The following is a 26,269-nucleotide window of genomic DNA, read 5'->3' on the forward strand; positions in this document are numbered from 1 at the left end:
CTATTACAAATTTCCGCGAAACCAGTGCTTTACCTTGTCCCACCACTGATTATCGTTGCGCACAGGCTGTATTTTGCCCTCTCGAGCCTCTTCCTGCTGCATCGCATACATCAATAATCCAACTCCAGTGGAATAAATTGGGTTGCTGACGATATCCGTCAAACCTGCAATACCCTGAGGCACTGCTAGGCGAACCGGCATATGAAAAATTTCCTCAGCCAGTTCAACCGCGCCCTCCATTTTTGAAGAGCCGCCGGTAAGTACTACACCCGCCGCACACAAATCTTCGAAGCCGCTGCGACGTAACTCCGCCTGTACTAATGTAAACAATTCGTCGTAGCGCGGCTCAACGACCTCGGCCAATGCCTGTCGGGATAAATCCCTGGGCGCGCGATCACCAACGCTCGGTACCTTAATGGTCTCACCTTCGCGAGCGAGTTTTGCCAACGCGCACGCATATTTGATTTTCAAATCTTCTGCGTGCGGTGTCGGTGTGCGCAAAGCCATGGCAATATCATTGGTAACCTGGTCTCCAGCAATCGGTATCACACCGGTATGCCGAATAGATCCACCAGTAAACACAGCAATATCGGTGGTTCCCCCACCAATATCTACCATGCATACTCCCAACTCTTTTTCATCTTCGGTCAGGACTGCGTAACTTGAAGCCAATTGTTCAAGAATGACATCTTCTACTTCCAGACCACATCGACGAATACACTTTTCAATATTCTGTGCAGCATTCACTGCACCGCTGACCAAATGGACCTTTGCTTCGAGGCGAACACCAGACATTCCGAGAGGTTCTTTTACCCCTTCCTGATTATCAATCAGGTATTCCTGCGGAAGCGTGTGCAAAATCTTCTGGTCCGCAGGAATAGCGACAGCCCTGGCAGCATCAATAACACGATCGAGATCCTGCTGGGTAACCTCTCGATCCTTAATCGCAACTATACCGTGAGAGTTCAAGCTGCGAATGTGACTTCCCGCAATCCCTGCGTACACAGAGTGAATTTCACAACCCGCCATCAACTCAGCTTCTTCCACAGCGCGCTGTATAGATTGCACGGTTGATTCAATATTAACCACTACGCCCTTTTTCATTCCAGTGGAACGATGAGAGCCGATACCGACAATATTAAGTTCCCCATCACCGGAAGCTTCACCGACAATAGCGACTACTTTAGAGGTGCCTATATCCAGTCCAACAATCATGCGCTGATCGGATACCTGTGTCATTTTCGTGCCAACCTCGCTGAGCTGCATTCTGTTTCAGGTTCTGCTATCGGACCAGAACACAGCATTCGCTTTTAAACTTTTATCTATAAAACAGCCACCCGGGCTGCCTCGATGTTTACTTTTCTTCGTCTTTCCACTGAACCGCTACCGCATTGCTGTAGCGCGTATCGACGCTGACAACTTTTTGCAAGTGCGGCGCCAGTACACCCCGACTCAAATACAGAAAACGGTGTACCCGCTCCAATAAAGCATCATGGCCAAGTTTTAATTCAATTCCCGACACTAACTCCAGATGCCAACCGCTTAGGTCGTCAAATGACAACCGTTTAACCTCCATATCCCGCGTGGTCAGTAACCCCGCAAGCGCGCGGTATTGCAGCATAATCCGCTCTACCAATTCTTCATCCCCGGCAAGCTCGGGCAGGGACTGAACCCCCATATGTGACGGACGCGGTAGCAGATCCCCACTCGCTACCAACAATTTATCTTTACCCCAGGTGGCGAGAGGTTGCGCTTCAGTGATATCAACCTCAACACCCTTCGGCCAACGCCTGCTCACCGAGGCGGAAGTAATCCAGGGGTTAGACAGTAATGTCTGCTGCATCGCCTGAATGTCCGCTGAAAAAAAGCCTGCTTTCAAGTGAGGAAGAAGCACCTCTCTTAACTCTTCTTCAGTTACCGCATTAAAAGCCCCGCGCACCTCAACTTGCTCCAGGGCATCAACATTACTCAGCTCAACCGATGGCGCCCACCGCCACAACCAGACTGCACCATAGAGCAAAGCCGAAAAGCCTGCGAACATCACCAGCAAAAAAAAACACCGCCCCCAGTTCAGGCGAAGCTTTTCAGAATCGCTGGCCCCTAAGGGGCTCGCACCGCGAGCAGCTTTTTTTTTCCTGGAGGTTGATTTCGTTCCAGCCCCTTTCACTCGCTACCTAGCCCTCACAGCTGCGCTCACCCAAGCGCCAATCAGCCAACCTTTGCGAAAGTGCTCCGACGTTGCCAGCTCCCTGGGTCAGGACAATATCACCTGGCTCCAACAGATCAGCTAATACAGGGGGAACCTGATCGATAGTTTCCATAAAAATCGGATCTACCTGTCCCCTGTTGCGTAAGCTTCGCGCAAGCGTTCGGCCATCGGCACCAGCAATTGGCGCTTCACCGGCACTGTATACATCCAGCAAAATTAACTTATCCACCTCAGAGAGGACCTGGACAAAGTCTTCAAACAAGTCCCGCGTACGGGTATAACGGTGGGGCTGATAAATCATTACCAAGCGACGATCCGGCCAGCCATCTCGAACTGTCTTTACGGTAGCCGCTACCTCACGTGGGTGGTGACCGTAGTCATCTACCAACATCACCTTATCAGCTTCGGTATCATCGCTAACTGCATAATCACCGTAGATCTGGAATCGACGACCAACGCCCTGGAAGCCTATTAGACCTTGGCGAATTGCTTCATCACTAACGCCTTCATCACTAGCTACAGCAATTGCTGCAGTCGCATTGAGAACATTATGAATACCCGGTGTATTCACAGAAACCTGCAATAGATCACCCTTGGGTCTCTGTACCGTGAAATGGCTGCGCAGAGGTTCTTGCTTTACTTCAACGATGCGGTAGTCATTACCCTCATCAAATCCATAGGTCAGAACCGGGCGGGAAAACTTGGGGATGACTTCCTGAACATTGGCATCATCCCCGCAAACTACCGCCAGACCGTAAAATGGCAGGTTGTGTACAAAGTCGATAAAGATCTGTTTCACCTTTTCGAAGTCGCCACCATAAGTTTCCATATGGTCCGCATCGATATTGGTAATCACCGTCACCATCGGCTGTAAGTGAATAAAAGATGCATCGCTCTCATCAGCTTCAGCCACTAGATAGCGACTTTCGCCCAAGGCAGCATTGGCACCGGCAGCGTTGACCAGGCCACCGATAACAAAGGTCGGGTCTTTTTTATCTGCCGCAAAAATTGAGGCGATTAAGCTGGTCGTGGTGGTCTTTCCGTGGGTTCCCGCCACAGCAATGCCATAGCGATAGCGCATTAGTTCACCGAGCATTTCGGCACGGCGTACAATAGGGATTCTCTTTTCTCTCGCTTCAATCAGCTCCGGGTTATCGCCATGTACGGCAGAGGAATTAACCACAACATCAACGCCGCGAACATTTTCCTCGCTGTGCCCGATTTGGACCTTAACGCCCAATTTGCGCAATCTATCAGTAACCGCAGATTCACGCAGGTCAGAACCTGAGACTTCGTAGCCCTGGTTCTGCAATACCTCAGCAATACCGCTCATACCCGCACCGCCGATACCGATAAAGTGGATACGGCGGATACGGCGCATAGCCGGTACCGCATAACTTTTATCTTCGTTTGTCCGCACTGAAGACATTACTTTAACCTTCGTCCACTTATTCTGTGTTACCTGGCCGAGGCCAGCTCTTCTCTGCAAGCGTTAACCACTTGCTCAGTCGCATCAGTTTTTGCCGCGCGCCGCGCGGAGGTCGCCATTTGCAATAGTTTCTGGCGATCTTCTAACAGGCTTTGTAACAAGCCGGATAACTTCTGCTCGTCCATTTCCCGCTGCTGCATAACAATCGCTCCGCCAGCATTTTGCAACCACTCGCCATTACGCGTTTGATGATCATCAATTGCAAAGGGGAAAGGCACCATGATTGCACCGACTCCCGCCGCTGAAATTTCAGAAACAGTCAAAGCCCCGGAACGGCAAATAATCAGGTCCGCAGAGCGGTAGGCCTCAGCCATATCCGCAATAAAAGGGACCACCTCAGCTTCTACTGCCGCCTCTTTATAGGCGTCTTTGGCAGCCTGAAGGTGGCGCTCTCCAGCCTGGTGGACCACTACCGGGCGCAAGGAGGGTTTCAGCAATGCGATTGCCTTAGGAACCAGTTCATTAATTGCTACAGCACCGAGACTACCGCCCAATACCAAAAGGCGCAGAGACGACTGGCTGCCAATTCGTGTTTCTGGCTCAGGCAATTCTGCAATTTCTTTGCGCACTGGATTACCCACTTGCCTGGCACCGGGTAACCCACTGGGAAATGCTTCAAGCACTTGGCTGGAAATCCGCGCTAACAAGCGGTTTGTCGTTCCGGCAACAGCATTTTGCTCGTGAATAATTAACGGTATCCCCCCGAGACGGGCTGCAACGCCCCCTGGGCCGGTCGCAAAGCCACCAAAGCCGAGCACTGCATCAGGTTGTACCTGCTTAACAACTGTCCTGGCCTGAGCAATTGCCCGCAAAATTTGCAACGGGGCTTTAAGTAAGGCCAACTTTCCCTTCCCCCGAATACCCTCCACTTTAATGCAGTGCAAAGGAATATTCGCCGCAGGTATTAATCGGGATTCAATCCCACGGGCAGTACCTAACCACTCGACAACAGCTCCCTGCTCTTGCAACGCTTTAGCCACAGCCAACGCTGGGAACACATGACCACCGGTACCACCGGCCATCAGCAAAAACTTCTTTCCAGAAAAACGTTTATTTACTTCAGACATCAAACCGTTTCTCCGTTGCTGCCCTTCACACTGGACTTGGGTGAATGGAATATTGGCAGCTGACGCAAAAGCTCAAGCCCCCCGCTTCCGTTTTCAGCAGGCTCTTTTAGTTCAGCCCGAATCCGCATCGCCAAGCCAAGTAATGCACAACATACAATCAGGCTGCTGCCACCAGAGCTGACAAATGGCAGCGTTAGCCCTTTAGTCGGCAACAGGCCTGAAGCAACGCCCATATTCACGAAAGCTTGTCCTGCCAATAACACTGCCATACCAAAAGCTAGAAGTGCAGCGAAAAATTTCTCCTGCACCAGGGCCTCTTTTACCAGGCGGAGCAGTGAGTAGGTGAGAACAACAAAAAGCCCTACCAGCACTACGCCACCCAACATTCCCCATTCCTCTGCCAGAATGGCAAAAATAAAATCCGTATGGGCCTCAGGCAGGTAAAACAGTTTCTGCACACTATTGCCCAAACCAACTCCAAACCACTCTCCGCGACCAAATGCAATCAGGGACTGGGTAAGTTGGTAGCCACTGGCAAACTGATCCCCCCAAGGATCCAGAAACGTCAGCAATCGCTGTAAGCGATAGGGACTCATCAGTGCCATTAACGCCAGTCCACTCGCAGCCGCAGCTACCAATAAAAAAGTATGGGGAAGACGCGCTCCCGCCAAAAAAACCATTGCCAGCACGGTGCCTGAAATTACAACCACCGAACCGAAGTCCGGCTGTAAAAGCAGTAACAAAGCAACCGTTGCGAGAATCACCACTGGCACCATAAAGCTGGTCCAATGGCGTAGTTGCTTATTTCGACGTGTTAAAAAACTGGCAAAAAAAACTAGCAGACAGAACTTAGCCACTTCCGCGGGTTGCACAGTTATGCCTGCAAATACCAGCCAACGCCGGCTACCGTTCACCTCCCGCCCAATCCCCGGCACAAGCACGGCGATCAATAGCAGGCAAGCAAACAGTAATAATGGCCAGGACAGTCGCGACCAAATTGACAGGGGAATCTGACTAACGACAAATCCAGCTAATCCGCCAACCATCAAAAAAGCCAAATGACGCCTGAGGAAATACCAGGGGTCACCATAAATATCCGTAGCAAAGGCGATAGATGCTGAAGCAACCATCACCACACCAATGCTAGCCAGAACCAGAACACTGAGTAGCAGCAGCCCATCCTGCCATTCACTACCTTGAGCCTTGATTACCTGGGCACTCACTGGGAGCCTCCAGCGGTATCGCCTAATTCCAAAACGGCCTGGCGAAAATCATCACCGCGGGCTTCAAAATTCTTATACATATCAAAGCTGGCACATGCCGGTGATAACAATACATAGTCACCGCCATTGGCTAATTGTCTGGCCTCAGCGACGGCCTCTGCCATTGTGCTAGCCCCGCGAATCTCGCACAGGCCATTAAAGACACCGGCTATTTTCTCTCCATCCACACCGATACAAACCAGGGCCCGGAGTGCTCCTGCACTTTTTCGTAAGGGAGCAAAATCAGCACCCTTGCCATCCCCTCCAGCAATAAGCACTATTTTACTGGTTGCCGTAGCCAAGCCATCCAATGCCGCCTGGGTTGCTCCTACATTGGTGCCTTTTGAATCGTTAACATAAACAACGTCTTCAAAATCAGCCACGCGCTCACAGCGATGTTTCAGCCCGCGAAAGTTGCGTAAAACTTTTAGCATCGCCTCAGTGGGTAGGCCCAGTGCATAACCCATTGCCAGGGCTGCCAAACCATTGGCAATATTATGCTTACCCACCATAGCCAAATCGGCCACAGGCATTAAAACTTCTGTGCCTCGAGCCAACCAGTTCTGCCCCTCATGCAAGCGCAGGCCAAACTGATTGAGATCCGGCTGATCAAGCCCAAAACTCCACTCCCGTCTCTCTCGGGAAAGGGGCCCCTGGGATAAGGGGTCCGCGCGATTTATCACGAACTGATCCGCTCCGCGATAAATGCGCTGCTTGGCCCGGTGGTACTCCACCATACTGGGGTAGCGGTCCATATGGTCCGCACTCATATTTAAAATGGTGGCTACGGTAGGTGCCAGCGAGTAGGTGGTTTCCAATTGAAAACTGGAAAGCTCCAAAACAAAGATGTCCGGCAGAGGTTTCTCAAGTAAATCCAGCACCGGCACACCGATATTGCCACCCACACCAACTGTCAGCCCTGCCTCTTCAACCATCTCCCCCAGGAGTGTGGTCACTGTACTCTTTCCGTTGGAGCCTGTGATCGCGGCGAGCTTTGCTGTCGATTGCATCCGAGTCAGGGCCTGGGCAAATAACTCAATATCCCCAACCACAGGAATCCCATCCGCAATCGCCTGCTGCAATACGGGTTCAGCAAGCGCAACTCCCGGACTGGCAATAATCAAGCTCGCAGCGAGTATTGTCCCCGGGCGCAGTGGACCTGTTTCCACCGCAACCTCAGGGAACTCCTGACGGAAAGCTTCGAGCCCCGGCGGGTTATCGCGACTGTCTGCCACGACCGGCGTATGGCCGTGACGCAGCAGGTAGCGCACCACCGACTTTCCGGTAGCGCCAAGACCTATTACCACTTTCTGCTGTGAAGAAGTCGCGATCAGGCTCATTTATCTATTTATCGAATTTTCAGTGTTGCCAAACCAGCCAAGACCAGAATGACGGTAATAATCCAAAAGCGCACAATGACTCGAGGCTCCGGCCACCCTTTTAACTCAAAGTGGTGGTGCAGAGGCGCCATGCGAAAAATTCTCTTCCCCGTTAATTTAAAGGATGCCACCTGCAAAATTACGGAAACCGTTTCCATCACAAACACACCGCCCATGATGAACAGAATAATTTCATGACGGGTAATTACCGCAATAATTCCCAGCGCCGCCCCCAGTGCCAGAGCGCCCACGTCCCCCATAAACACCTGGGCCGGATAAGTGTTAAACCATAAGAACCCAAGTCCGGCACCACCGAGGGCAGCGCAGAACACCGCCAACTCCCCAGCTCCTGGAATTGCGGGAATATGCAGGTAGTCAGCAAATTCCATATGGCCGGATAAATAAGCAATCACCCCAAGTGCTCCACCCACCATCACAGTAGGCATAATCGCCAAGCCATCGAGGCCATCAGTCAGGTTAACCGCGTTACTGGAGCCAACAACGACAAAGTAGGTCAGCAATATAAAAGATATCGGTCCCAGGTTTATCGCAACATCTTTAAAAAAGGGAACAAAAAACTGGGTCTCTGCCGGGCTTGAAGCACTCATATACAGATAAATAGCTGCACCCAACCCGGCAACGGATTGCCAGAAATATTTCCAGCGAGCAATAAGGCCACGGGGGTTTTTATAAACGACTTTTTTATAGTCATCCACGAAGCCCACAGCACCGAAAACAAAGGTAACTAATAAAGTAACCCACACGTAACGATTGCTGAGGTCAGACCAGAGTAGGGCTGAGGCAAAAATTGAGGCGAGAATCAAGGTGCCGCCCATAGTCGGGGTGCCAGATTTACTCAAATGGCTTTGTGGACCATCATCGCGAACAGCCTGCCCCACCTGTAAATGGTTCAACCAGTGAATCATGCGCGGACCCACAAGTAGTGAAATACCCAGAGCCGTCAACGCAGCAAGAATTGCGCGCACTGTCAGGTAGTTAAATACCGAAAATCCGCTGACATGTTGTTGTAATAGCTCCGCTAGCCAAAGCAGCATTACTTCTCCCCTCTGCTATTGCCAAGCAGTGCCTGCGCTACCAATTCCATACGGGCGCTGCGTGATCCTTTAACCAAAACTGTGGTTTGTTCATCCAATTGTTGAGTGAGAGCAGTAACCAGGGGTTCTCTCTCGCGATAATTGCGCAGCGACCCTTGCCTCCCCGCAGAAAAGGCCATGCTGGCGGCAGTACCCAGCGGCCCCAATGTAAACAGTGCATCCAGGCCCCGCTCTCGTGCCAAAGCTCCAACGCTTCTATGCATTTCCTCTGCGTCCGGCCCCAACTCGGCCATATCCCCCAGCACCAGAATTTTTTTACCCGAACGCTGTGATAACAATTCAATGGCCGCACCTACTGAACCCGGGTTCGCGTTGTAACTGTCATCAATAACGGTTGCACCGGCTATACCTGCCTGCTCCTGCAAGCGCCCAGCAACCCCGGTTACCGTGTTAAGTCCGCTGATAATTTCAACTGCAGGTATTCCCGCAGCAAAAGCACATCCAGCAGCAACCAGAGCGTTGTGAACGTTGTGCTCACCAAGCAATTTCAGGCTAACAGGGTGGGCAACGCCTTCAATTACCAAGTCAAATGAAGGGCAACCATTGGGATTCAATACAATATTATCCGCATGGATAGCACACTCATTAGATAAGCCAATACCCAGAGTCTTTACCCCCTCGGGCATATTCTCCAACCAGTAATTCGCATAGCCATCATCGGTATTGATCACCGCCGTCGCCGATACATCCAAACTGGTATAAATTTGGCCCTTGGCTTTTGCGATAGCATCAACAGAGCCAAAGCCCTCGACATGCGCTGGCATTACGTTATTTACCGCCGTCACCTGCGGCTTGCCGATACTACACAGGTAGCCAATATCGTCAGGGCCGTTAGCTCCCATTTCGAGAATCAACACATCGTGTTGCACTGTCAGCCCAAACAAAGTCATAGGTAAACCGAACTGGTTGTTCAGGTTTCCCTCGGTTACACAGGGTGTATGACTCTGGGAAAAAATTGCAGACAGCATCTCCTTAACGGTGGTTTTTCCGCAGGACCCTGTGATCGCGACAACCGGACCGTCAAACTGCTCACGGCACAGTAAGCCAATTTGCCCCAATGCGACCGTCGTATCTTCAACGCGCCACTGCGGTAAACTGCAACTGGGCACTTCACGATCGACGACCAACCCCAATACCTGGCCATCCAGCTCACCGACAAAGTCGTGAGCATCAAAATTTTCGCCAACCAGAGCAACAAATAAAGATTTGGGGTCCAGCTTGCGGGTATCCGTACAAACCAGTTCAAACTCCACAGAGCCATTGATTAACTCACCACCAAAACGGCTCTGCAGTTGCTGCAACGTAAGGGGATTAATCACCTTGGCTCTCCTTGCCTTCACTTGACTGGCCCGATTCATCCACGCGGGCTTTGAGAGCTGCAGCAGCTTGCTCACGATCGCAGAAGTGAATTTTTTCACTGCCGATAATTTGGTAATTCTCGTGCCCTTTACCGGCGATCAATACAATATCCCCCGGTTGGGCTGCAGATACCGCCTGAGATATCGCTGTCGCGCGATCAATTTCAACTTCGATATTACTGGCAGCCCCTTCGAGAATATCGTCGATAATTTTTTGCGGTTCCTCGCTACGCGGATTATCGCTAGTCACAATGGCACGGTCCGCCATCTCGGAGGCAATACGCCCCATCGCCGCGCGCTTACCCGTATCCCGGTCACCGCCACAACCAAAAACACACCACAAATTACCGCGACAGTAAGGGCGCGCTGCTGCTAAAGCCGCGCGAAGAGCATCTGGTGTATGGGCATAATCCACCAATACACCCACATCATCGGAACCCTCAACCAGGACACGCTCCATACGCCCCGGCACCGCTTTAATAGTGGGGAAAGCGGCAAGAATATCTTCAAAAGGCATGCCCTCTGCCGCTGCAGCAGCTACCACAGCCAGAGCATTGTGAATATTAAAATCGCCGATTAAGGGTGCATGCAGCTCACCGCTGCCCCAGGGGGAATTTAGCTTTACAGAAAAACCGCGCTCATGGCGACGCAGGTCAGCAACATATAAATCACCCGCCTGCAGCCCATAAGTAATAACGCGCAGGCCACGCAATTTGCAGCGCTCTGCCAACTGGGCGCCAAACGGATCATCCAGATTGATGACTCCTCGCTTCAATTTTGGCAGTCCGAAAAGTTTCTCTTTGGCTGCGCCGTAAGCGGCCATATTGCCGTGATAATCCAAATGATCGCGGCTCAAATTGGTAAAAATTGCCGTATCAAAAATCAGCCCATGCACACGTCCCTGAGAAAGGGAATGCGAAGAAACTTCCATTGCGGCAGCGGCAACGCCACTATCGCGATAATTTGCAAAGTCCGCTTGTAAGCTCACCGGGTCAGGCGTTGTTAAACCCGTTTCCTGCAATTCGATTTGGTTATCTTTCCAGACACCATTACCGATGGTGCCTATCAATGCTGCACTGCCAAAGTGGCGAGCCAGTAATTGGGAAGTCAAATAGGCGCAAGTGGTTTTACCGTTGGTGCCAGTCACTCCAACCAAGTGCATTTCACCACTGGGATTACCGTGGAAGCGCGCGGCAATTTCCCCTACCCGCTTTGCCAGACCGGGAACACTGACCACCTGGATATCACCACGGCTTTTACATTCCAACTTGTCACCATCGGCAAGCACTACCGCAGCACCTGCAGTAATTGCCGCATCAATATATTCCCGGCCATCAACCACAGAACCGCGCAAGGCCATAAATGCATCGCCCGCTTTTATCTTGCGGCTATCCAGGGCAATACCAGTGACAGAAATATCGGGAATACCGGCGTAACCCGGCACTAATTCTTTGATAGAAACAAAATGTTGTTCGCGCTGACTCACGATTTTGAACCCCTCTCGCTTAACTGCGCGGCCAATTGCCCCTCCGCCGATTCAATTTTTTCCGGCGGAACCTGCAACAGGCGCATAGCACCAGTCATCACCGCACCGAATACCGGTGCAGCAACTTCACCACCGTAATATTTGGCGTGACTGGGATCATCAATAACAACTACCGCGGCAAGGCGCGGATTATCAGCGGGGATAAAGCCCGCAAATACTGAGCGATAGCGATTATCCGCATAGCCACTACTGCCAACTTTGTGCACAGTACCGGTCTTGCCGGCGACACGATAACCTTCTACAGCGGCAAGGCGTCCGGTACCCTTAGCACCAATCACCGTCTCCAACATCGCAGTAACCTGCCCGGCCAAGGATTGCTCAATAACCTGCTCAGGCTCGCCCGGAACTTTGTTACCGGATAAAACCAGGGAAACAGGACGCTTAATCCCTTCATTCGCCAGTACGCTGTAGGCTTGTGCCAGTTGCACAGCGTTAACTGTTAAACCGTAGCCGAAGGCGAAATTAGCCCGCTCGATTGGGTGCCAGCGGCTGCGACTGGGCAAGATCCCCTGTGCTTCACCGGGGAAGCCGCTGCCCACTGCCTCGCCTAGACCCAAGCGATAAAAGAGTCCCCGCAGAGAATTTGGTTCCAAATCGAGAGCAATTTTTGTAATTCCCACCTGGCTCGACTTGGTAATAATCTTGGTGAGGTCTATTTTTCCGTAATTAACCGGGTCCACCAGGGTTTTTCCCGGCACGCGAATATATCCAGGGCTGGTGTTAATTTCTGTTCTTGGGGTGTAGCGCCCGGTTTCCAAAGCCGCCAATACTGTTAAGGGTTTCACTGTAGAACCCGGCTCAAACTGGTCGATCAGCGCACGGTTGCGCATAGCCGCCGATTTAACCCCTTTGCGGTCATTGGGATTAAATGAAGGCTGGTTGGCCATGGCCAACACATCGCCACTGTGAGTATCGAGAATCACCATAAAGCCGGAAGCGGCGCCGTTTTCCGACACCGCTCGCTTTAATTCCCGGTAGGCCAAATATTGCAGGCGCATATCGATAGACAAACGCAGATCCCTGCCCGGTTGCGCTTCCTGACGAATTGCCAAATCCCTTACCGTGCGCCCTTTCAGATCTTTAATTACCTGACGTGATCCCGGCTGTCCGGACAGCCAATCGTCGTAGGCCAATTCCATCCCTTCCTGGCCGCGATCATCGATATTGGTAAAACCGAGAAGCTGGGCTACGACCTCCCCAGCAGGATAGAAGCGCCGATACTCTTTTTTACTGAAAACACCTGTAATACCCAGGTCCAGCACTCTCTCAGCCTCTTCTGGAGACAGGTGTCGACGCAGGTACATAAATTCTTTATTGCGGTATTTCTTCAAGCGCGTGCCCAGCTTGGAAGACGGTAAATCCAGCGCGCGAGCCAGGCGCACTAAATTCTCATCGCTTATTTCACTCAACAACTTGGGATTGGCCCACAGGCTGTGTACCGGTGTACTGACAGCGAGAAGCTCACCGTTTCGATCGACTATTGAGCCCCGATAGGCAGCAATTTCTTCGGTGCGTAAGGTGCGGGCCCGGCCCTGGTCTTGCAGGAAACGATATCCGCGCTCAGCAGCGGGCACTACCTGCAGTTTGGCCAAGTGGAACACAAGGGTAAGAGCGAGCAGGCACAGCAGGACCGCCACCAGCGCAAAGCGCCAGCGGGCTATACCCGGCTGAATATCCTTTTTTTTGACTGCGCCCATGTTTTCCCAGTTGGCGTTATCTATTTATTTTGCATCCCGGCTGAGCATGCCACTCTCCAGGGCCTGAACTCCAAAACTCAATTAACGCAAAATTCTTTATAATTATTTAAAGGCCAAAGCCCCCAAACGCAGAAACCCCACCGGGCAAGCAGTGGGGTACTTACGTCTTAATCCAAGGCGGTTAAAACTTAATCCGCCACTACCAATACCTGTTCCGAAGGTGCTGGCATATGCATTTTTAATTTTTCTCGGGCGACCTGTTCGACCCGGCTATAGGCAGACCAGGCACTTTTCTCCAAAAGGAGACGCTCCTGCTCATAGCGCAATTCATCGTGGGCTTTTTGTGCCTTACCCAGCTCAGCAGTTAACTCTCGGCTTTGTTGGGTGGTATGAATAACGGACAGCGACGACAGTATTACCGCTATCCACATTACCCCCACTCCAAGTAGAGCCTTTCCAGACATAAACTCAGCTTCCCGCCAGCTTTTCTGCCACCCGCATTACTGCACTGCGGGACCGCTGATTTTCATCCACTTCAACCGTATTGGCTTTCACTGCCTTGCCCACCGAGCGCAGTGACTTGGCTATCTGACTATCCATAACCGGAAGGCCACGAGGCAACTGGGGACCGCGCTCTTTTTCCCGAATAAAACGCTTCACCATTCGGTCTTCAAGAGAGTGGAAACTGATAATCACCAAGCGCCCACCCGGTGCCAGCAACTGCAGGGATTTATCCAATGCGCTCTGCAGATCATCCAACTCGCCATTAATATGGATACGAATAGCCTGAAAGACTCGGGTAGCGGGATGTTTACCTTTTTCCCAAGCCGGATTCGCCTCTTTCACAACCTCGGCAAAATCGAGGGTGCGCTCAAATGGTTTTTCCAGCCGGCGCTTCACAATGGCAGCAGCCATTCGACGGGCAAAACGCTCCTCGCCGTACTCTTTAAACACCCGGGCCATTTCGGCCTCAGCTTCAGTGTTGACCCACTCCGCTGCACTGATACCCCGACTGGTATCCATACGCATATCCAGGGGGCCATCCTGCATAAAGCTGAAACCGCGCTCGGCCTGATCCAGTTGCGGCGAAGACACTCCCAGATCGAGTAATATTCCACTGACCTTGCCGGCAGCTTGCCCGGCAGCCTTATCCATATCGGCAAAAGACCCATGCCAAATGGAAAAACGGGATTCACCGGAAAACCGCTGCTCTGCAAATTCAACAGCCTGGGGATCTTTATCCACCCCTACCAACTGGCCATTGGGCCCCAAGTGCTCAAGGATTGAGGCGCTGTGCCCACCCCGGCCAAAGGTGCCGTCGATATAAAACCCATCCGGCTCAGTCACCAGAGCGTCTACGGCCTCGCGTAACAACACACTGCGATGCAATTCTTGAGACACCCGGTACTCCCCTTATAAAGAGAGGGATGCCATTTCCTCAGGCATACCCTCTTCGTCTTCACTATCATCGAGCCAGGACATCCAGCGCTCCTCACTCCAGAGCTCCAGCTTTTTCCCCTGACCCACTAACATCAATTTCTTTTCCAGCCCCGCGTACTCTCGCAGAGTTGGCGGAATCAATACCCTGCCATTGCCATCCACCTGCAGCTCACAGGCATACCCGATCAGCAGGCGCTGAGCGCGCCGAGCCACTTTGTTAAAGCTGGGCAATGCTTCAATCTTCGGGAGAATTTGCTGCCACTGGGGCGACGGATACACCAACAAACAGCGTTCCTCTGTATGGGCAGTCACCACCAAGTACCCCGCACACTCATCCAACAGCCTATCGCGGACGCGTGCCGGTATTGCCAGACGCCCCTTGGCGTCCATATTGATTGCATGGCTGCCCAAATACACGTTTAGTGGTTCTCGCTTTGGAGATCGCGCCTTTCGCGACTCACTCCCATATGGCGGGTCAATGGAGAAAGATGTTCGACTTTAACCTGGCGGTGTGAACACCCACTTACTTATCGCGAATAAACCACAAATTTCCACGATTTTCCACTTTTTCCCACTCTCGACACTATAAAACTGGTCGACACAAAGTCAAGGAATTCGACCCCAAAGTCCCCATAACCCCTTGTAAAATCGCGGCCTCCAGAGAAGTGGCGCATATTGGCACATTGAAACTAGTCGGAACAGCCCTATCTGGCACGATCGCCCCCTTAGCAGTTAATCAATTTTTTTACGCCAAGAAGAGGCTTTAGCCGAAATTAAACGAGAAGAAATAGGCGAATACAAAGAGGGCTACCGGAGCCGGGACCACCACATCAGGCAAACAAAAAAGCCCGGCGAATGCCGGGCTTTTGAAATTGTTGAGCTGGCCTGTAAGCCGGGTTCTGTCGAGGACAATCATTCATCTGGGATGCCTGTCACCAGACACCTCAAGCGACCTACCCGCCCTCAGTGCGGGTCACACCTATAGAGGGCCTATTTGGTCTTGCTCCGAACGGGGTTTACCATGCCGCGGACTGTTACCAGCCGCGCGGTGCGCTCTTACCGCACCCTTTCACCCTTACCTGTACTCCCCAAAAAGGAGCCATCGGCGGTCTACTCTCTGCTGCACTTTCCGTAGGCTCGCACCCCCCAGGCGTTACCTGGCGTTCCACCCTATGGAGCCCGGACTTTCCTCCATCGCACAAGGCGACAGCGATTGCCCGGCCAGCTCGCGGCGAAGAGTAAAGAGGCGACAGACGGATTGCAACAGGCAATTGCAGCAATCAGTGCCTTATTTTTGCTCCAGGCTCCAGTTGTACAGGACTTTCTTTTTCACTCCAGTAATTTCGGCAGCGATCGCCGCCGCCTTTTTCGGCGGTAACTCCGCCAGCAACAGCGACATTACACGCTGTGCCTCCCCATCCAGCTCACTTTCGCGAGAGCGCTCTGCACCACGCACCATCAAAACAATCTCACCGCGCTGCTGATTGCTGTCAGCTCGGACCCACTCAACCAACTCAGCCAGAGGCATCAACTGAAAAGTTTCAAAGGCTTTGCTGACCTCGCGGGCTATCACCGCCTCTCGATTACCGCCGAATACGACAGCCATTGCTTCCAGAGTATCAGCAACCCGATGCGGGGCCTCGTAGAACACCAGGGTACGGGTATCACTGGCCAATTCCTGCAGGGCTCGCTCACGGGCACCGGACTTGGCCGGCAGAAATCCCTCGAAACTAAACTTGTCACTGGGGAGTCCGGCGGCACTCAGTGCAGAGACAAAAGCACAAGCCCCCGGTATCGGAGAGACTTTGATTCCTCGCTCCCGGGCTTCACGCACCAGGCGATAACCGGGGTCTGAGATCAGTGGGGTGCCCGCATCGGAAATCAGGGCAATGGTCTGGCCCTGCTCCAAACGCTGCAAAATCTGCTCTGTGCGCTTGTCATCCGAGTGATCGTGATATGCCATCAATGGCGTATCGATATTAAAATGGGAAAATAATCGCTGACTGTGACGTGTGTCCTCCGCCGCAACCAGATCGGCACATTGTAGAACTTCGATCGCTCGCGGTACCATATCGGCCAAATTACCAATGGGCGTAGCGACAATATAAAGCAGCGCCTGATCCGGCCCCATAGCTGTTCACTCCAAATATAAATATTGCGGGAGAAGATTATGTCCGCCTCTTCCCGGCGCACCTCTACTGTAATCACCAGAATGGCAGCTGCCTCACTGGCAGTCGCACTGGCTGCTTGCCAGACACCGGCTTCCCGGCCAAACGTTTACCAGCCGGATTATTCGGCCGGCCACACCGCAAGCCGCAGTGAAGCTGTACGTATGCTGCGCAGTGCCGACACCCTGCCGGCACCGGCGCGGGATCAACAGCGCCTGCAAGCGGCCGCTATTCTATACGAGCTGGGAGATAAAGAGACGGCAAAAGAGGCGGTAATCAAAATTACGCCCGAACAGCTGGACGACAACCACTTCGCCAGCTATGCACAGGTCTATGGCAGCCTACTTGCCGCAGACGACGACTTCTTTGAGGCCCTCGACCTGGCAGCCTCTCCACGCCTGGAAAATGTGTGGTCGGAGTTGCCACAGAAGACTGCCTTACCTCTACGCAGCCTGCGCGCTGACCTATGGGGACTTCTGGGAAATCTCGACAGCGCTATTAGTGAGCGGCGCGAAATCTCCTATATCGCCCAGTCCGACGAAGCGATCACAGAGAATAACAACGGCTTTTGGCATCTCTTGACCCAGCTGCCCTCCAGTGAATTGCAGGCTCGCGCCACCCAAAGCAATGACACCCAGATGCGCGCCTGGTATCAACTCGCCCTGCTGGGCCGCGACACCCAGACGGATATCAGCTCACAGCTGACCGCACTCAGCCGCTGGCGCGAGCGCTGGCCCGCCCATAGTGCCAATTCCCATCCGCCACAGGCATTGCAGCTGTTAGAGCGCTTGGCCGCCCAGCGGGCAGACCGCGTGGCGCTGCTCCTGCCACTGTCCGGCCCCCTGGGCAACGCCGGCAGGGCAATCCGGGATGGCTTTATGGCCGCCCACTACACCGCTCTGAATGCTGGCGGCGCAACTCCGAAAGTGATGGTTTACGACACCGGTTCCGGTCAGCCATTCGAGGAAATTTACCAGAGCGCCGTAGATGCCGGTGCGCAGATGATTGTTGGCCCACTGGATAAGAGCAAGGTAGCCAACCTGCTTGCCACAGAAAAACTGCCAGTGCCTACTCTCGCCCTCAACTACGGCGATGAGGGGCGCCTGACCACAGACCTGGTCCAGTTTGGTCTGGCAATTGAAGATGAAGCGCGGCAAATTGCCCAGCACGCTTACCGGCAGGGCAAGCGACAGGCAATGGTCCTCACCGCTGACAATAGCTGGGGGCAGCGCGGCGCTGAAGCATTTGAAGAAGAGTGGCTGCGCCTCGGTGGCTCAGTCAACATTCGCCGGACATTTAAGGACAACAGCAAGTTCTCAGCCCTGATCAGCGATGCCCTGTTAATTCCCGCCAGCAACGCGCGCAAGAAGGAATTGCAGAGTCGCCTGGCGGCAAAGCTGGAATTTACCCCCAGACGCCGTGACGATGTCGATATGGTATTCCTGGCAGCACAACCCCAACAGGCGCGCCAGCTCAACCCCATGCTGACCTACTACTACGCCAGTGACCTGCCCGTATACGCTACCTCTCATGTCTTTGGTGGCAGCATCAACCGCAATCGCGACAGGGATATGAACGGTATTCGCTTTACCGCCCTGCCCTGGCTGTTTGAAAGCAATCAAACCAAGCAGGATATCGAGGAGCAGGCGTCGCCCGCACCGGCTTTTGCCAGACTGTATGCCCTAGGTGCCGATGCCTTCCGCCTCTACCCGCGCTTGCCGATGTTGCGCCAATTCCCGGAACAGAAAGTACACGGTCTCACCGGCGCATTGAGCCTGAGCGCTGATGGCCGCATAGTGCGCGAACAAATGTGGGCGCGAATCGACAAAGGGGTGCCGGTGCCCATCACTACCGTCGAGCCCCAGTTGCCGCAGCGGGAGCCGATCGAATTAAGTGGGAATCGTGAGGCTTTTTAAGGGCTCAAGCGGCACTATCGGCAGCCAAATGGAGGCTGCCGCGGCCCGCTATTTGCAGCGCGCGGGGCTCACCTTATTGGAGCGCAATTATCGCAGTTCACACGGAGAGATAGACCTTATCGCCCGTGAAAGCGATACTGTCGTGTTCGTGGAGGTGCGCTTCCGCCGTAAGAGCCAGTTCGGCGGGGCCGCAGCCAGCGTGGATTCACGCAAGCAAGCTAAGCTACTGGCCACTGCCAGCCGCTATTTGCAGCAACATAAACTGGACTGTCCGTGCCGCTTCGATGTCCTTGCCATAGATGGCGATGCACAAAACATCCAGTGGATTAAAAGCGCCTTCGAAACCTGAGGCAAAACCGAGATTTACCCCGTCAAGTTATGGTGAGTTCGAGCTCACCTGAATTAAGGACACAATGGAACAGCGAGTCGTAACCCTTTTTCACCACAGCCTTGAAGCCACAATGAACGCTGGCGAGATACTGGCCCCGCTGATTGCAGAAGCCAGCGAAATGGTGGTGCATACACTCTTGGCAGAGAGCAAAGTCCTGCTCTGTGGCAATGGTGTCAGTGGCGCATTGGCGCAAAGTTTTAGCTCGCAACTGACCGGCGGCTTCCAGCGCGAACGCCCCGGCCTACCGGCTATGGCCCTCAACAGCGACGGCGTCTCCATGGGCACCGTTGCCTCGAACCACGGCGGTGCAGACACCTTCGCACACCCGGTTCGCGCCCTGGGGCAGCCCGGTGACCTTCTCGTAATTATCAGCAGCGATGGACGCGACTCAAACCTGGTTCAGGCCATGCGTGCGGCTCGGGACCGGGATATGGGCATACTCGCACTGACCGGCGGTGATGGCGGCGACTGCGCCGCCCTGCTCGATACCCATGATATTGAACTACGGGTGCCATCCGATGTCGCAGCAGAGGTACACCAAGTACATCTTCTGACAATTTTTTGCCTGTGCGACCTAATCGACAGTAGTTTGTTTGGTGGCTACGAGGAATAAACGATGAACAACAAAAAGTTGACCCTGGGGAAATATCTCCTGGCTGCCCTTGCGGCAACCACCTTGTTAGCGGGATGCAGCACTGTATTGGAGGCCACCCATGACGGCCCCATACAACAGGACCCCGGCGAGCGATCTTTTGGCACCTATATTGATGACCAACGTATCGAGACGGTGACCACAGTCAATATCAACAAAGCTCACCCGGACCTGAAAACCTCGAATATCAATATCAATTCTTTTAATGGTGTTGTACTGCTCACCGGCCAGGTGCCCAGCCAGGAACTGCGCCTGCTCGCCGGACGCACGGCGGAACAAGTACAAAATGTTCGCCAGGTCTACAACGAAATTCAGGTGCGCGGTAAAGTCACTTTACTGGCTAGCACCAGCGATACCTGGCTAACCACCAAGGTGAAAAGCAACCTGTTTGCCAATAAGGAAGTAGACAGTGGTCGCATCAAAATCGTGACCGAGAATGGAGTTGTTTATTTGATGGGACTGCTAACTCCTGCCGAAGCGGAACGGGCAGCCGAAGTGACCCGCTCGGTAGGCGGGGTACAGAAGGTTGTAAAAGCAGTGGAATACATCAACTAATAGTTCCCGCACTACACAAACAAAAACGGAGGCAACTGCCTCCGTTTTTGTTAGCGCTCAAGTCTGTAACTTATACGCGCTCGATAGCAACCGCTGTAGCCTCACCGCCACCAATGCACAGGCTTGCCACGCCCTTCTTGGCATCACGCTTTTCCATCGCTGCCAACAGGGTAACCAGGATACGGGCACCGCTAGCACCTAACGGGTGGCCGAGGGCACAGGCACCACCGTTAACATTGACCTTTTCCCAGGGCAAATCGAGCTCACGCATTGCAGCCATAGTCACTACCGCAAATGCTTCATTAATCTCGAATAGGTCCACATCCGCCGCAGACCAACCGGCATTTTCCAGCAGCTTGTGCATAGCGCCGACCGGAGCCGTAGTGAACCACTCGGGCTCACGGGCAAACTGGGATTGCCCCTTGAGAACAGCCAGAATTTTCAAGCTGCGCTTCTCAGCTTCACTTTTGCGCATCAACACCAGCGCCGCAGCACCGTCAGAAATAGAGCTTGAGTTCGCTGCAGTTACAGTGCCGTCTTTACGGAACGCCGGTTTTAGCTGAGGGATTTTGTCTGGACGGGCATTACCTGGGGCCTCATCGACGCTCACCTCAATCTCACCTTTGCGAGAGGCAATCGTGACCGGGGAGATTTCACGAGTAAAATCACCACCTTCAATCGCGGCCTGGGCACGCGCCAGAGATTCCAGGGCAAAAGCGTCCTGCTCTTCGCGGGTGAAATCGTACTTATCGGCAGTAGATTCGGCGAAAGTACCCATCAGCTTGCCATCTGCAGCATTTTCCAGGCCATCCAGGAACATGGAATCTTTGACCTCTCCATGACCGAGGCGCATACCAGAGCGGGCCTTGGCCAGCAGGTAGGGGGCATTGCTCATGCTTTCCATACCACCAGCAACGATAACCTTACCCTCACCCACCAGCAGGGCATCGCGGGCCATCATCACAGTCTTCATTCCGGAGCCACACACCTTGTTAACAGTGGTGCAAGGAGTGCCGACAGGGATGCCTGCACCCAGTGATGCCTGGCGTGCCGGAGCCTGACCGACACCTGCCGGGAGCACACAACCCATGAGCACTTCATCCACATCGGCAGGTGCCACACCCGCGTCCTCAAGGGCTGCGCGAATCGCCGCAGCACCCAACTGCGGGGCAGTGAGGGCTGAAAGGCTGCCCTGCATAGCGCCCATTGGCGTACGCGACATTCCGACAATCACTACAGGGTCCGAAGTTACATCACTCATTCTGGCTGCTCCAAGTTCTGTGCCGCCATCACTGTGGTGGCGGCAATTGTTTTAATGTCGCCGCATTATAGCCGAAGCCCCACCCCGCTCCGCCAGGGGTGCGACCGGTGCGTATCAGTATCAGCCCATCGTGTTACTATTTACGCCACCAACAGGGATAAATAGGGGAGCGTTATGGGGTCTACGGGACTTATTGTGCTGGCGGTGGTCATCGCACTGTTCTTTTTCATCATCAGTATCTTTAACAAACTGGTTTCACTGAAAAACCACAGCGAAAATGCTTTTGCGCAGATAGAGATACAGTTAAAGCGACGCCACGACCTGGTACCAAATCTGGTAGAGAGTGCCAGGGCATACCTAAATCACGAGAGGGAAACCCTGGAAGCGGTAATCAGTGCGCGTAATACCGCAATTTCAGACCTTAAATCTGCCGCTAAAAACCCTACCAATCCGGCCGCTATCGATAAGCTCGGCCGCGCAGAAAGCCTTCTCAACAGCGCTCTGGGTCGCCTGAATATGGTGATTGAGGCCTACCCGGAATTGAAAGCCGACCAGACCCTTCGCGAACTCAACGAGGAGCTAAACAGCACCGAAAACCGCGTGGCATTTGCACGCCAAGCTTTTAACGACTGCGTCACCAGCTACAACATCTACAAGCAGAGCTTCCCCCCAGTATTTCTGGCCGGCTTTTTTGGCCACAGAGCCAACGCCCAACTGCTTGAGTTCGCAGACTCAGAAACCTTTCAAGTCGCGCCACGTATCGAGTTTTAAATATGAACTTTTACGTTCATCAGGACAAAGCCAAGCACAGCAGTCGTTTGCTGGTTTTCCTGTTCAGCCTGGCCCTCATTGCCCTAATTAGTTTGAGTACCCTGGCTACGGCGGCCATGGTGTCACTGTCTCGCGGCCAACCATTTACTCCCTTTGAAGTTGTGCAACTTCTGGGCTGGGAGACCCTTGGCTCAATAGCCTTTGTCATCGGTACCGTCGTTATCCTGGGCAGTCTGTACAAGTTCCATCAATTATCCCCTGGGGGAAAGGCTGTGGCGGAATCCCTAGGAGGGCACAAGCTTAATACTTCCGCGCGAACTGAGCGGGAAAAGAGAGCACTCAATGTTGTGGAAGAGATCGCTATTGCAACAGGTATTCCGGTACCCGATGTCTACATCATTGAGGACAGCACCATCAATGCCTTTGCCGCTGGCCAAAACCCTACCGACGCCATTATTGGCCTGACGCGGGGCTCCTTGGAAAAGCTTACCCGGGAGGAGCTACAAGGAATTGTTGCCCACGAGTTCAGTCATATTCTCAATGGAGACATTCGTCTAAACACCCAGATCACCGGGCTGTTACATGGAATCTTAATTATTGGACTTTTGGGGCAGCTCCTTGTCAGAAGCCCGGCACCCCACAGGCGCATAACCCCCATAAGATATCCTCTACTAGGCCTGGGAATAACTCTGATTATCCTCGGCTACACCGGTACGCTAATCGGCAACCTGATCAAGGCCGCTGCCAGTCGGCAACGGGAGTTTCTTGCCGATGCCTCCGCAGTACAATTTACTCGCAACAACCTCGGTATTGCCAACGCACTGAAAAAGATCGGTGGCCGCGATTTAGGCTCAGAACTCAGCAGCCCCAACGCAGCAGAGTTTAACCATATGTTGTTCGCGGTTGGGGTAAAACACTCGCTGCTCAGCCTTTTTGCCACTCACCCTCCACTACCGGTGCGTATAAAGAGGTTAGAACCCGCCTGGAACGGCCTATTCGCCAATACGGAAGAACAGGTAAAAAGTGAAGCCCAGACTGTAAAACCCAGTGAATTGCAAAATCCTCAGTTCGCCATGGCCGCTCCTACAACGCCTTTCCAGGCTGCTCTGGATGCGGTGGACAACAGCATTGCCAAACCAGATACACACCAAGTTGAGCTTGGGCATCAACTGCTGGGTTCTATTCCACCTCTGATCCAACAGGCTGCACACGAACCTTTTACCGCCCGGGCACTGGTTTACTACCTTCTTCTGCACAAGGATAAAACCGAGCGAGACAAACAGCTTAACCTCTTGGAGAAAATTGCCCATCCCGCTGTTATCCGCGAGATGAAAAAACTCACACCACATATGGAATCACTGCCGAGCAACGCCCGCCTCGCATTGATTGACCTATGTATCCCGGCCTTACGTGCCCTAGTCCCTCAGCAGTACCAGATCTTTAAACGAAATCTTATCAAGCTTCTTCACAGCGATGGGAAAGTTGAAGTTTGGGAATGGGCCCTGTACCGGGTATTAATGCACGCGCTCGACGGCGCTCCAGATCGACAGCGCCTGTCCCACAGCAAACATGCCAACAAAGATGCTTCACGATTTATCATTGCAGCCATCGCCCATGCGGGAAACAGCCAATACCTTCCAGCAAAACGTGCTTATGAGAAGGGACTCAGTGCTCTCAGGCTTGAAATAACCCCGCTACCAGGCATCGCTGATATCACCCTGCCACGACTGGACAAGGCCATTGCAATCGCCAGCCTTATACCGCCCCTGGAGAAACCTGACTTACTGAAAGCGATTGTGATCACCTTGAATCACAATGGGGTAATTAAAGCGGAGGAGATCGAACTGTTAAGGGCCGTCGCTGACAGCCTGGACTGCCCTATGCCACCGATTATCGATAAGTCTAGGTAGCCGCACAACGCCAGCACAAATGCTGGCGTTGTGAAGCCTTAATAGGCGTGGTGCTGATAAACCGGCCCGATGCCCACACTCCATAAAATGACGGAGCCAATAAGCACCGTAACCATCATTACCAGGGCAACGGTTAATACTGCACAGGCATACAGAAATGCTCGATCCTTATTCATATTCATCAGGATCGGAATGCCGGCAAAGACCAGGTAAATAGAATACATCCCGGCAATGCCTACCGACGCCATCGTGAGCCAGGGGTGCGGATAAAGGACGACGATACTCGCCAGGAAGATTGGCGTAGTAATAAACACCGCAAGTGCCGTCCCTTCATAATGGCGCGTGGGCTCATCGCCCTCAACCCCGTAGGATCGCGCCATCCAGTTAATAAACTCTCCGAGGCAATAGACGCCAACCAGCAATGCAAAGTAAGTAACAACCGACAGAACAGCTGCACTTTCAGGTGTCAGCTTTGCTAGATGTCCCCCAACCTGAAAGCCTACCCGGGTAACCCCAAAGTAACCGGCCACAGTAGGAATCAACGCCAGAAGCGGCACATGAGTTACAAACACCTCAAAAAAAGAATGGCGATCAGCGCGTATCGCTTTCCACTCTTTTTCCGGGTTGGTAAGAATACCTATTGTATGACTGAGTATCCGCACACCAAATCTCCCTTCCAATACCCTGCTTTGCAGTATCGGTGGCGCACAACAGATTGACCAATGCCAAAAGGGAATTAAGCGTCACTTTCAAATTTACTTGATTTATATCAGCTGTGGACCGACAGGCAATTTCGCCCGCTGCGCTTTGCTTTATAAAGCGCTTGATCAGCCGCTTTAAGGATATTCTCGGGTTTCTTTAGTTTTTTATTGCGGTGGGCAACGCCAATACTCACAGTAACTTTTACTGGCCTCCCTCCGCCCTTCCCCCTTAGTGAGGCCCCTGCGGCAAGACGCCCCGATGACCTTAGGCGCAGCGGGTAGCTTGAGATTTTCTCCCTGATTTTTTCCAATAAAGCTTCTTTCGCCTCGCGACTGCGGCCCGGAAGGTAAATAACAAACTCCTCGCCACCATAGCGAAACACGGCACCGTGAGAGTGGCGCGCGAGTTGAGCCGCAACCATTTGCAAAGCCTGATCACCCACTTGGTGCCCATAGCGATCATTCAGCCTCTTAAAATGATCGATATCAACCATGGCAAGGCTGTAATTCCATGTTGGCGTCAGCATCTGATAGCGGAAGGCCCGCCTGGAATGAAGCCCAGTCAGCTCATCGCGAAACGCCAATTCATAACTGGCCCCAAGCAGCGAAGCGACCAACAATATTCCCGCTACAGACCCGGTAAACTCGAGAGGAAAGCCCAACCAAACACTGCACAGCAGCAAAATAGAACAACTAAACAGACCCATAGCGGTGGGGCCAGGGTAGAGAAAAAGTAAGGCAAAAGCACCGAGAGCGGAGACACTGCCGATCAATTGTGGCAACGAAAATGCGTCGGGTAAAAACCCGGACAACCCCCTGGGTAAATTCTCGACCGGAAATGCCAGCCTCAGCGGCGCGCAGCAATCGTAGAGCAAGACAAAACCCACCCCCTCAGCCAGCAAAAACAGGCCCCACAGCAGCCCAAAAATACTGAAGACACTGCGATCACGACTGCAAGTAAAGAGAACAAGATTTACCGCTACCAGTGAGAGATATAGCGGGAGATCCCTGTCCAAGCTGGGGAGCAACTGGGAGTGAGCCGCGATGTATAGGGCCATGATAAGCAGCGCTGAAAGCGCAACCCGGCTTGAGCGAAAACCAAAACTGAGCAATGCTGCCATAGCCAATAGCAACACAGGCAGCTGCGGACTGTATAAGTGGGTCAGATCGATCCAGGGAAGATACTGCGCAACGAGAAGCACCAGAAGCATCCCTGGCAGCCAAATAAAGCGCAGCCATTGAAGGTACGGCGGCATGACATTCGCGGCAATAAAAGATAACGCGACATTATACGGACTTGGGACAAGCGTATACCCGGAACTAGATCACAAAATTGAAGCAGGGGCGGGGGGGACTGGCAGGGCTTCAGAAATCTGCCCTAC

General features: G+C 53.0%; 23 protein-coding genes and 1 other RNA gene. 6 read left to right on the forward strand and 18 right to left on the reverse strand.

The window, feature by feature from the left end; all coding sequences use genetic code 11:
- Positions 1-3: 3 nt before the first annotated feature.
- The 15 genes from ftsA to rsmI all read right to left on the reverse strand — a co-directional run bounded on the left by ftsA (position 4) and on the right by rsmI (position 16,693).
- Positions 4-1,239, reverse strand: coding sequence for a cell division protein FtsA (gene ftsA, locus ACJJI8_RS00730; RefSeq protein ID WP_282933862.1), 1,236 nt, complete (start codon positions 1,237-1,239; stop codon positions 4-6).
- Between the two features lie 115 nt (positions 1,240-1,354).
- Positions 1,355-2,041: a cell division protein FtsQ/DivIB gene (locus ACJJI8_RS00735; protein ID WP_444908402.1), complete on the reverse strand. Its 687-nt coding sequence runs from the start codon at positions 2,039-2,041 to the stop codon at positions 1,355-1,357.
- Positions 2,042-2,174: 133 nt separating this feature from the next.
- Positions 2,175-3,638, reverse strand: coding sequence for a UDP-N-acetylmuramate--L-alanine ligase (murC, locus tag ACJJI8_RS00740; protein ID WP_444933957.1), 1,464 nt, complete (start codon positions 3,636-3,638; stop codon positions 2,175-2,177).
- Positions 3,639-3,667: 29 nt separating this feature from the next.
- Positions 3,668-4,765, reverse strand: a complete 1,098-nt coding sequence (gene murG, locus ACJJI8_RS00745) for an undecaprenyldiphospho-muramoylpentapeptide beta-N-acetylglucosaminyltransferase (RefSeq protein ID WP_444896371.1) — start codon at positions 4,763-4,765, stop codon at positions 3,668-3,670.
- On the reverse strand, positions 4,765-5,988 hold the full coding sequence (ftsW, locus tag ACJJI8_RS00750; protein ID WP_444933958.1) for a putative lipid II flippase FtsW: 1,224 nt from the start codon (positions 5,986-5,988) through the stop codon (positions 4,765-4,767). Before ftsW ends, murG begins: the two co-directional genes overlap by 1 nt.
- Positions 5,985-7,367: a UDP-N-acetylmuramoyl-L-alanine--D-glutamate ligase gene (gene murD, locus ACJJI8_RS00755; RefSeq protein WP_444933959.1), complete on the reverse strand. Its 1,383-nt coding sequence runs from the start codon at positions 7,365-7,367 to the stop codon at positions 5,985-5,987. The genes ftsW and murD overlap by 4 nt, the downstream gene beginning before the upstream one ends.
- 8 nt (positions 7,368-7,375) lie before the next feature.
- Positions 7,376-8,461, reverse strand: a complete 1,086-nt coding sequence (gene mraY / locus ACJJI8_RS00760; protein WP_413663013.1) for a phospho-N-acetylmuramoyl-pentapeptide-transferase — start codon at positions 8,459-8,461, stop codon at positions 7,376-7,378.
- The gene (locus ACJJI8_RS00765; protein ID WP_444933960.1) at positions 8,461-9,840 is read right to left on the reverse strand and encodes a UDP-N-acetylmuramoyl-tripeptide--D-alanyl-D-alanine ligase; all 1,380 of its coding nucleotides are present in this window, start codon (positions 9,838-9,840) and stop codon (positions 8,461-8,463) included. The genes mraY and ACJJI8_RS00765 overlap by 1 nt, the downstream gene beginning before the upstream one ends.
- Positions 9,833-11,365, reverse strand: coding sequence for a UDP-N-acetylmuramoyl-L-alanyl-D-glutamate--2,6-diaminopimelate ligase (locus ACJJI8_RS00770; protein ID WP_444933961.1), 1,533 nt, complete (start codon positions 11,363-11,365; stop codon positions 9,833-9,835). Before ACJJI8_RS00770 ends, ACJJI8_RS00765 begins: the two co-directional genes overlap by 8 nt.
- Positions 11,362-13,122: a peptidoglycan D,D-transpeptidase FtsI family protein gene (locus ACJJI8_RS00775; protein ID WP_444933962.1), complete on the reverse strand. Its 1,761-nt coding sequence runs from the start codon at positions 13,120-13,122 to the stop codon at positions 11,362-11,364. The genes ACJJI8_RS00770 and ACJJI8_RS00775 overlap by 4 nt, the downstream gene beginning before the upstream one ends.
- Before the next feature lie 188 nt (positions 13,123-13,310).
- Positions 13,311-13,586 carry a cell division protein FtsL gene (gene ftsL / locus ACJJI8_RS00780; protein WP_413663017.1) on the reverse strand — a complete coding sequence of 92 codons (276 nt, stop codon included), beginning with the start codon at positions 13,584-13,586 and terminating at the stop codon, positions 13,311-13,313.
- Positions 13,587-13,590: 4 nt separating this feature from the next.
- Entirely contained in the window at positions 13,591-14,523 is a 933-nt protein-coding gene (gene rsmH, locus ACJJI8_RS00785; protein WP_444907502.1) for a 16S rRNA (cytosine(1402)-N(4))-methyltransferase RsmH, read from the reverse strand.
- 12 nt (positions 14,524-14,535) lie between these two features.
- Complete coding sequence (gene mraZ / locus ACJJI8_RS00790) at positions 14,536-14,979, reverse strand: division/cell wall cluster transcriptional repressor MraZ (protein WP_444915745.1); 444 nt, start codon at positions 14,977-14,979, stop codon at positions 14,536-14,538.
- Between the two features lie 455 nt (positions 14,980-15,434).
- An RNA gene (rnpB, locus tag ACJJI8_RS00795) (RNase P RNA component class A) lies at positions 15,435-15,791 on the reverse strand.
- Positions 15,792-15,850: 59 nt separating this feature from the next.
- A complete protein-coding gene (gene rsmI, locus ACJJI8_RS00800) occupies positions 15,851-16,693 on the reverse strand; it encodes a 16S rRNA (cytidine(1402)-2'-O)-methyltransferase (RefSeq protein ID WP_444911383.1) in 843 nt (280 codons plus the stop codon).
- 39 nt (positions 16,694-16,732) lie between these two features.
- Here rsmI and ACJJI8_RS00805 point away from each other — a divergent pair, with 39 nt between their 5' ends.
- The 4 genes from ACJJI8_RS00805 to ACJJI8_RS00820 all read left to right on the forward strand — a co-directional run bounded on the left by ACJJI8_RS00805 (position 16,733) and on the right by ACJJI8_RS00820 (position 20,244).
- Positions 16,733-18,646, forward strand: coding sequence for a penicillin-binding protein activator (locus tag ACJJI8_RS00805; RefSeq protein WP_444933963.1), 1,914 nt, complete (start codon positions 16,733-16,735; stop codon positions 18,644-18,646).
- The gene (locus ACJJI8_RS00810; protein ID WP_444933964.1) at positions 18,633-18,995 is read left to right on the forward strand and encodes a YraN family protein; all 363 of its coding nucleotides are present in this window, start codon (positions 18,633-18,635) and stop codon (positions 18,993-18,995) included. The genes ACJJI8_RS00805 and ACJJI8_RS00810 overlap by 14 nt, the downstream gene beginning before the upstream one ends.
- A gap of 64 nt (positions 18,996-19,059) precedes the next feature.
- Positions 19,060-19,650, forward strand: coding sequence for an SIS domain-containing protein (locus ACJJI8_RS00815; protein ID WP_108734203.1), 591 nt, complete (start codon positions 19,060-19,062; stop codon positions 19,648-19,650).
- A gap of 3 nt (positions 19,651-19,653) precedes the next feature.
- Positions 19,654-20,244: a BON domain-containing protein gene (locus tag ACJJI8_RS00820; RefSeq protein WP_413663022.1), complete on the forward strand. Its 591-nt coding sequence runs from the start codon at positions 19,654-19,656 to the stop codon at positions 20,242-20,244.
- Positions 20,245-20,314: 70 nt separating this feature from the next.
- Here ACJJI8_RS00820 and ACJJI8_RS00825 read toward each other — a convergent pair whose 3' ends face one another.
- Entirely contained in the window at positions 20,315-21,505 is a 1,191-nt protein-coding gene (locus tag ACJJI8_RS00825; protein ID WP_444933965.1) for an acetyl-CoA C-acyltransferase, read from the reverse strand.
- A 174-nt stretch (positions 21,506-21,679) separates the two neighbouring features.
- Here ACJJI8_RS00825 and ACJJI8_RS00830 point away from each other — a divergent pair, with 174 nt between their 5' ends.
- Together ACJJI8_RS00830 and ACJJI8_RS00835 are read left to right on the forward strand one after the other, a co-directional pair.
- Positions 21,680-22,276 carry a LemA family protein gene (locus ACJJI8_RS00830; RefSeq protein WP_444893025.1) on the forward strand — a complete coding sequence of 199 codons (597 nt, stop codon included), beginning with the start codon at positions 21,680-21,682 and terminating at the stop codon, positions 22,274-22,276.
- Between the two features lie 2 nt (positions 22,277-22,278).
- The gene (locus tag ACJJI8_RS00835; RefSeq protein ID WP_444933966.1) at positions 22,279-24,186 is read left to right on the forward strand and encodes a M48 family metallopeptidase; all 1,908 of its coding nucleotides are present in this window, start codon (positions 22,279-22,281) and stop codon (positions 24,184-24,186) included.
- A gap of 38 nt (positions 24,187-24,224) precedes the next feature.
- Here ACJJI8_RS00835 and ACJJI8_RS00840 read toward each other — a convergent pair whose 3' ends face one another.
- Together ACJJI8_RS00840 and ACJJI8_RS00845 are read right to left on the reverse strand one after the other, a co-directional pair.
- Positions 24,225-24,848, reverse strand: coding sequence for a Yip1 family protein (locus tag ACJJI8_RS00840; RefSeq protein WP_282933883.1), 624 nt, complete (start codon positions 24,846-24,848; stop codon positions 24,225-24,227).
- A 107-nt stretch (positions 24,849-24,955) separates the two neighbouring features.
- Positions 24,956-26,143 carry a GGDEF domain-containing protein gene (locus ACJJI8_RS00845; protein WP_444915738.1) on the reverse strand — a complete coding sequence of 396 codons (1,188 nt, stop codon included), beginning with the start codon at positions 26,141-26,143 and terminating at the stop codon, positions 24,956-24,958.
- Between the last annotated feature and the right edge of the window lie 126 nt (positions 26,144-26,269).

This window comes from Microbulbifer maximicatervae (SeqCode), assembly GCF_052467695.1.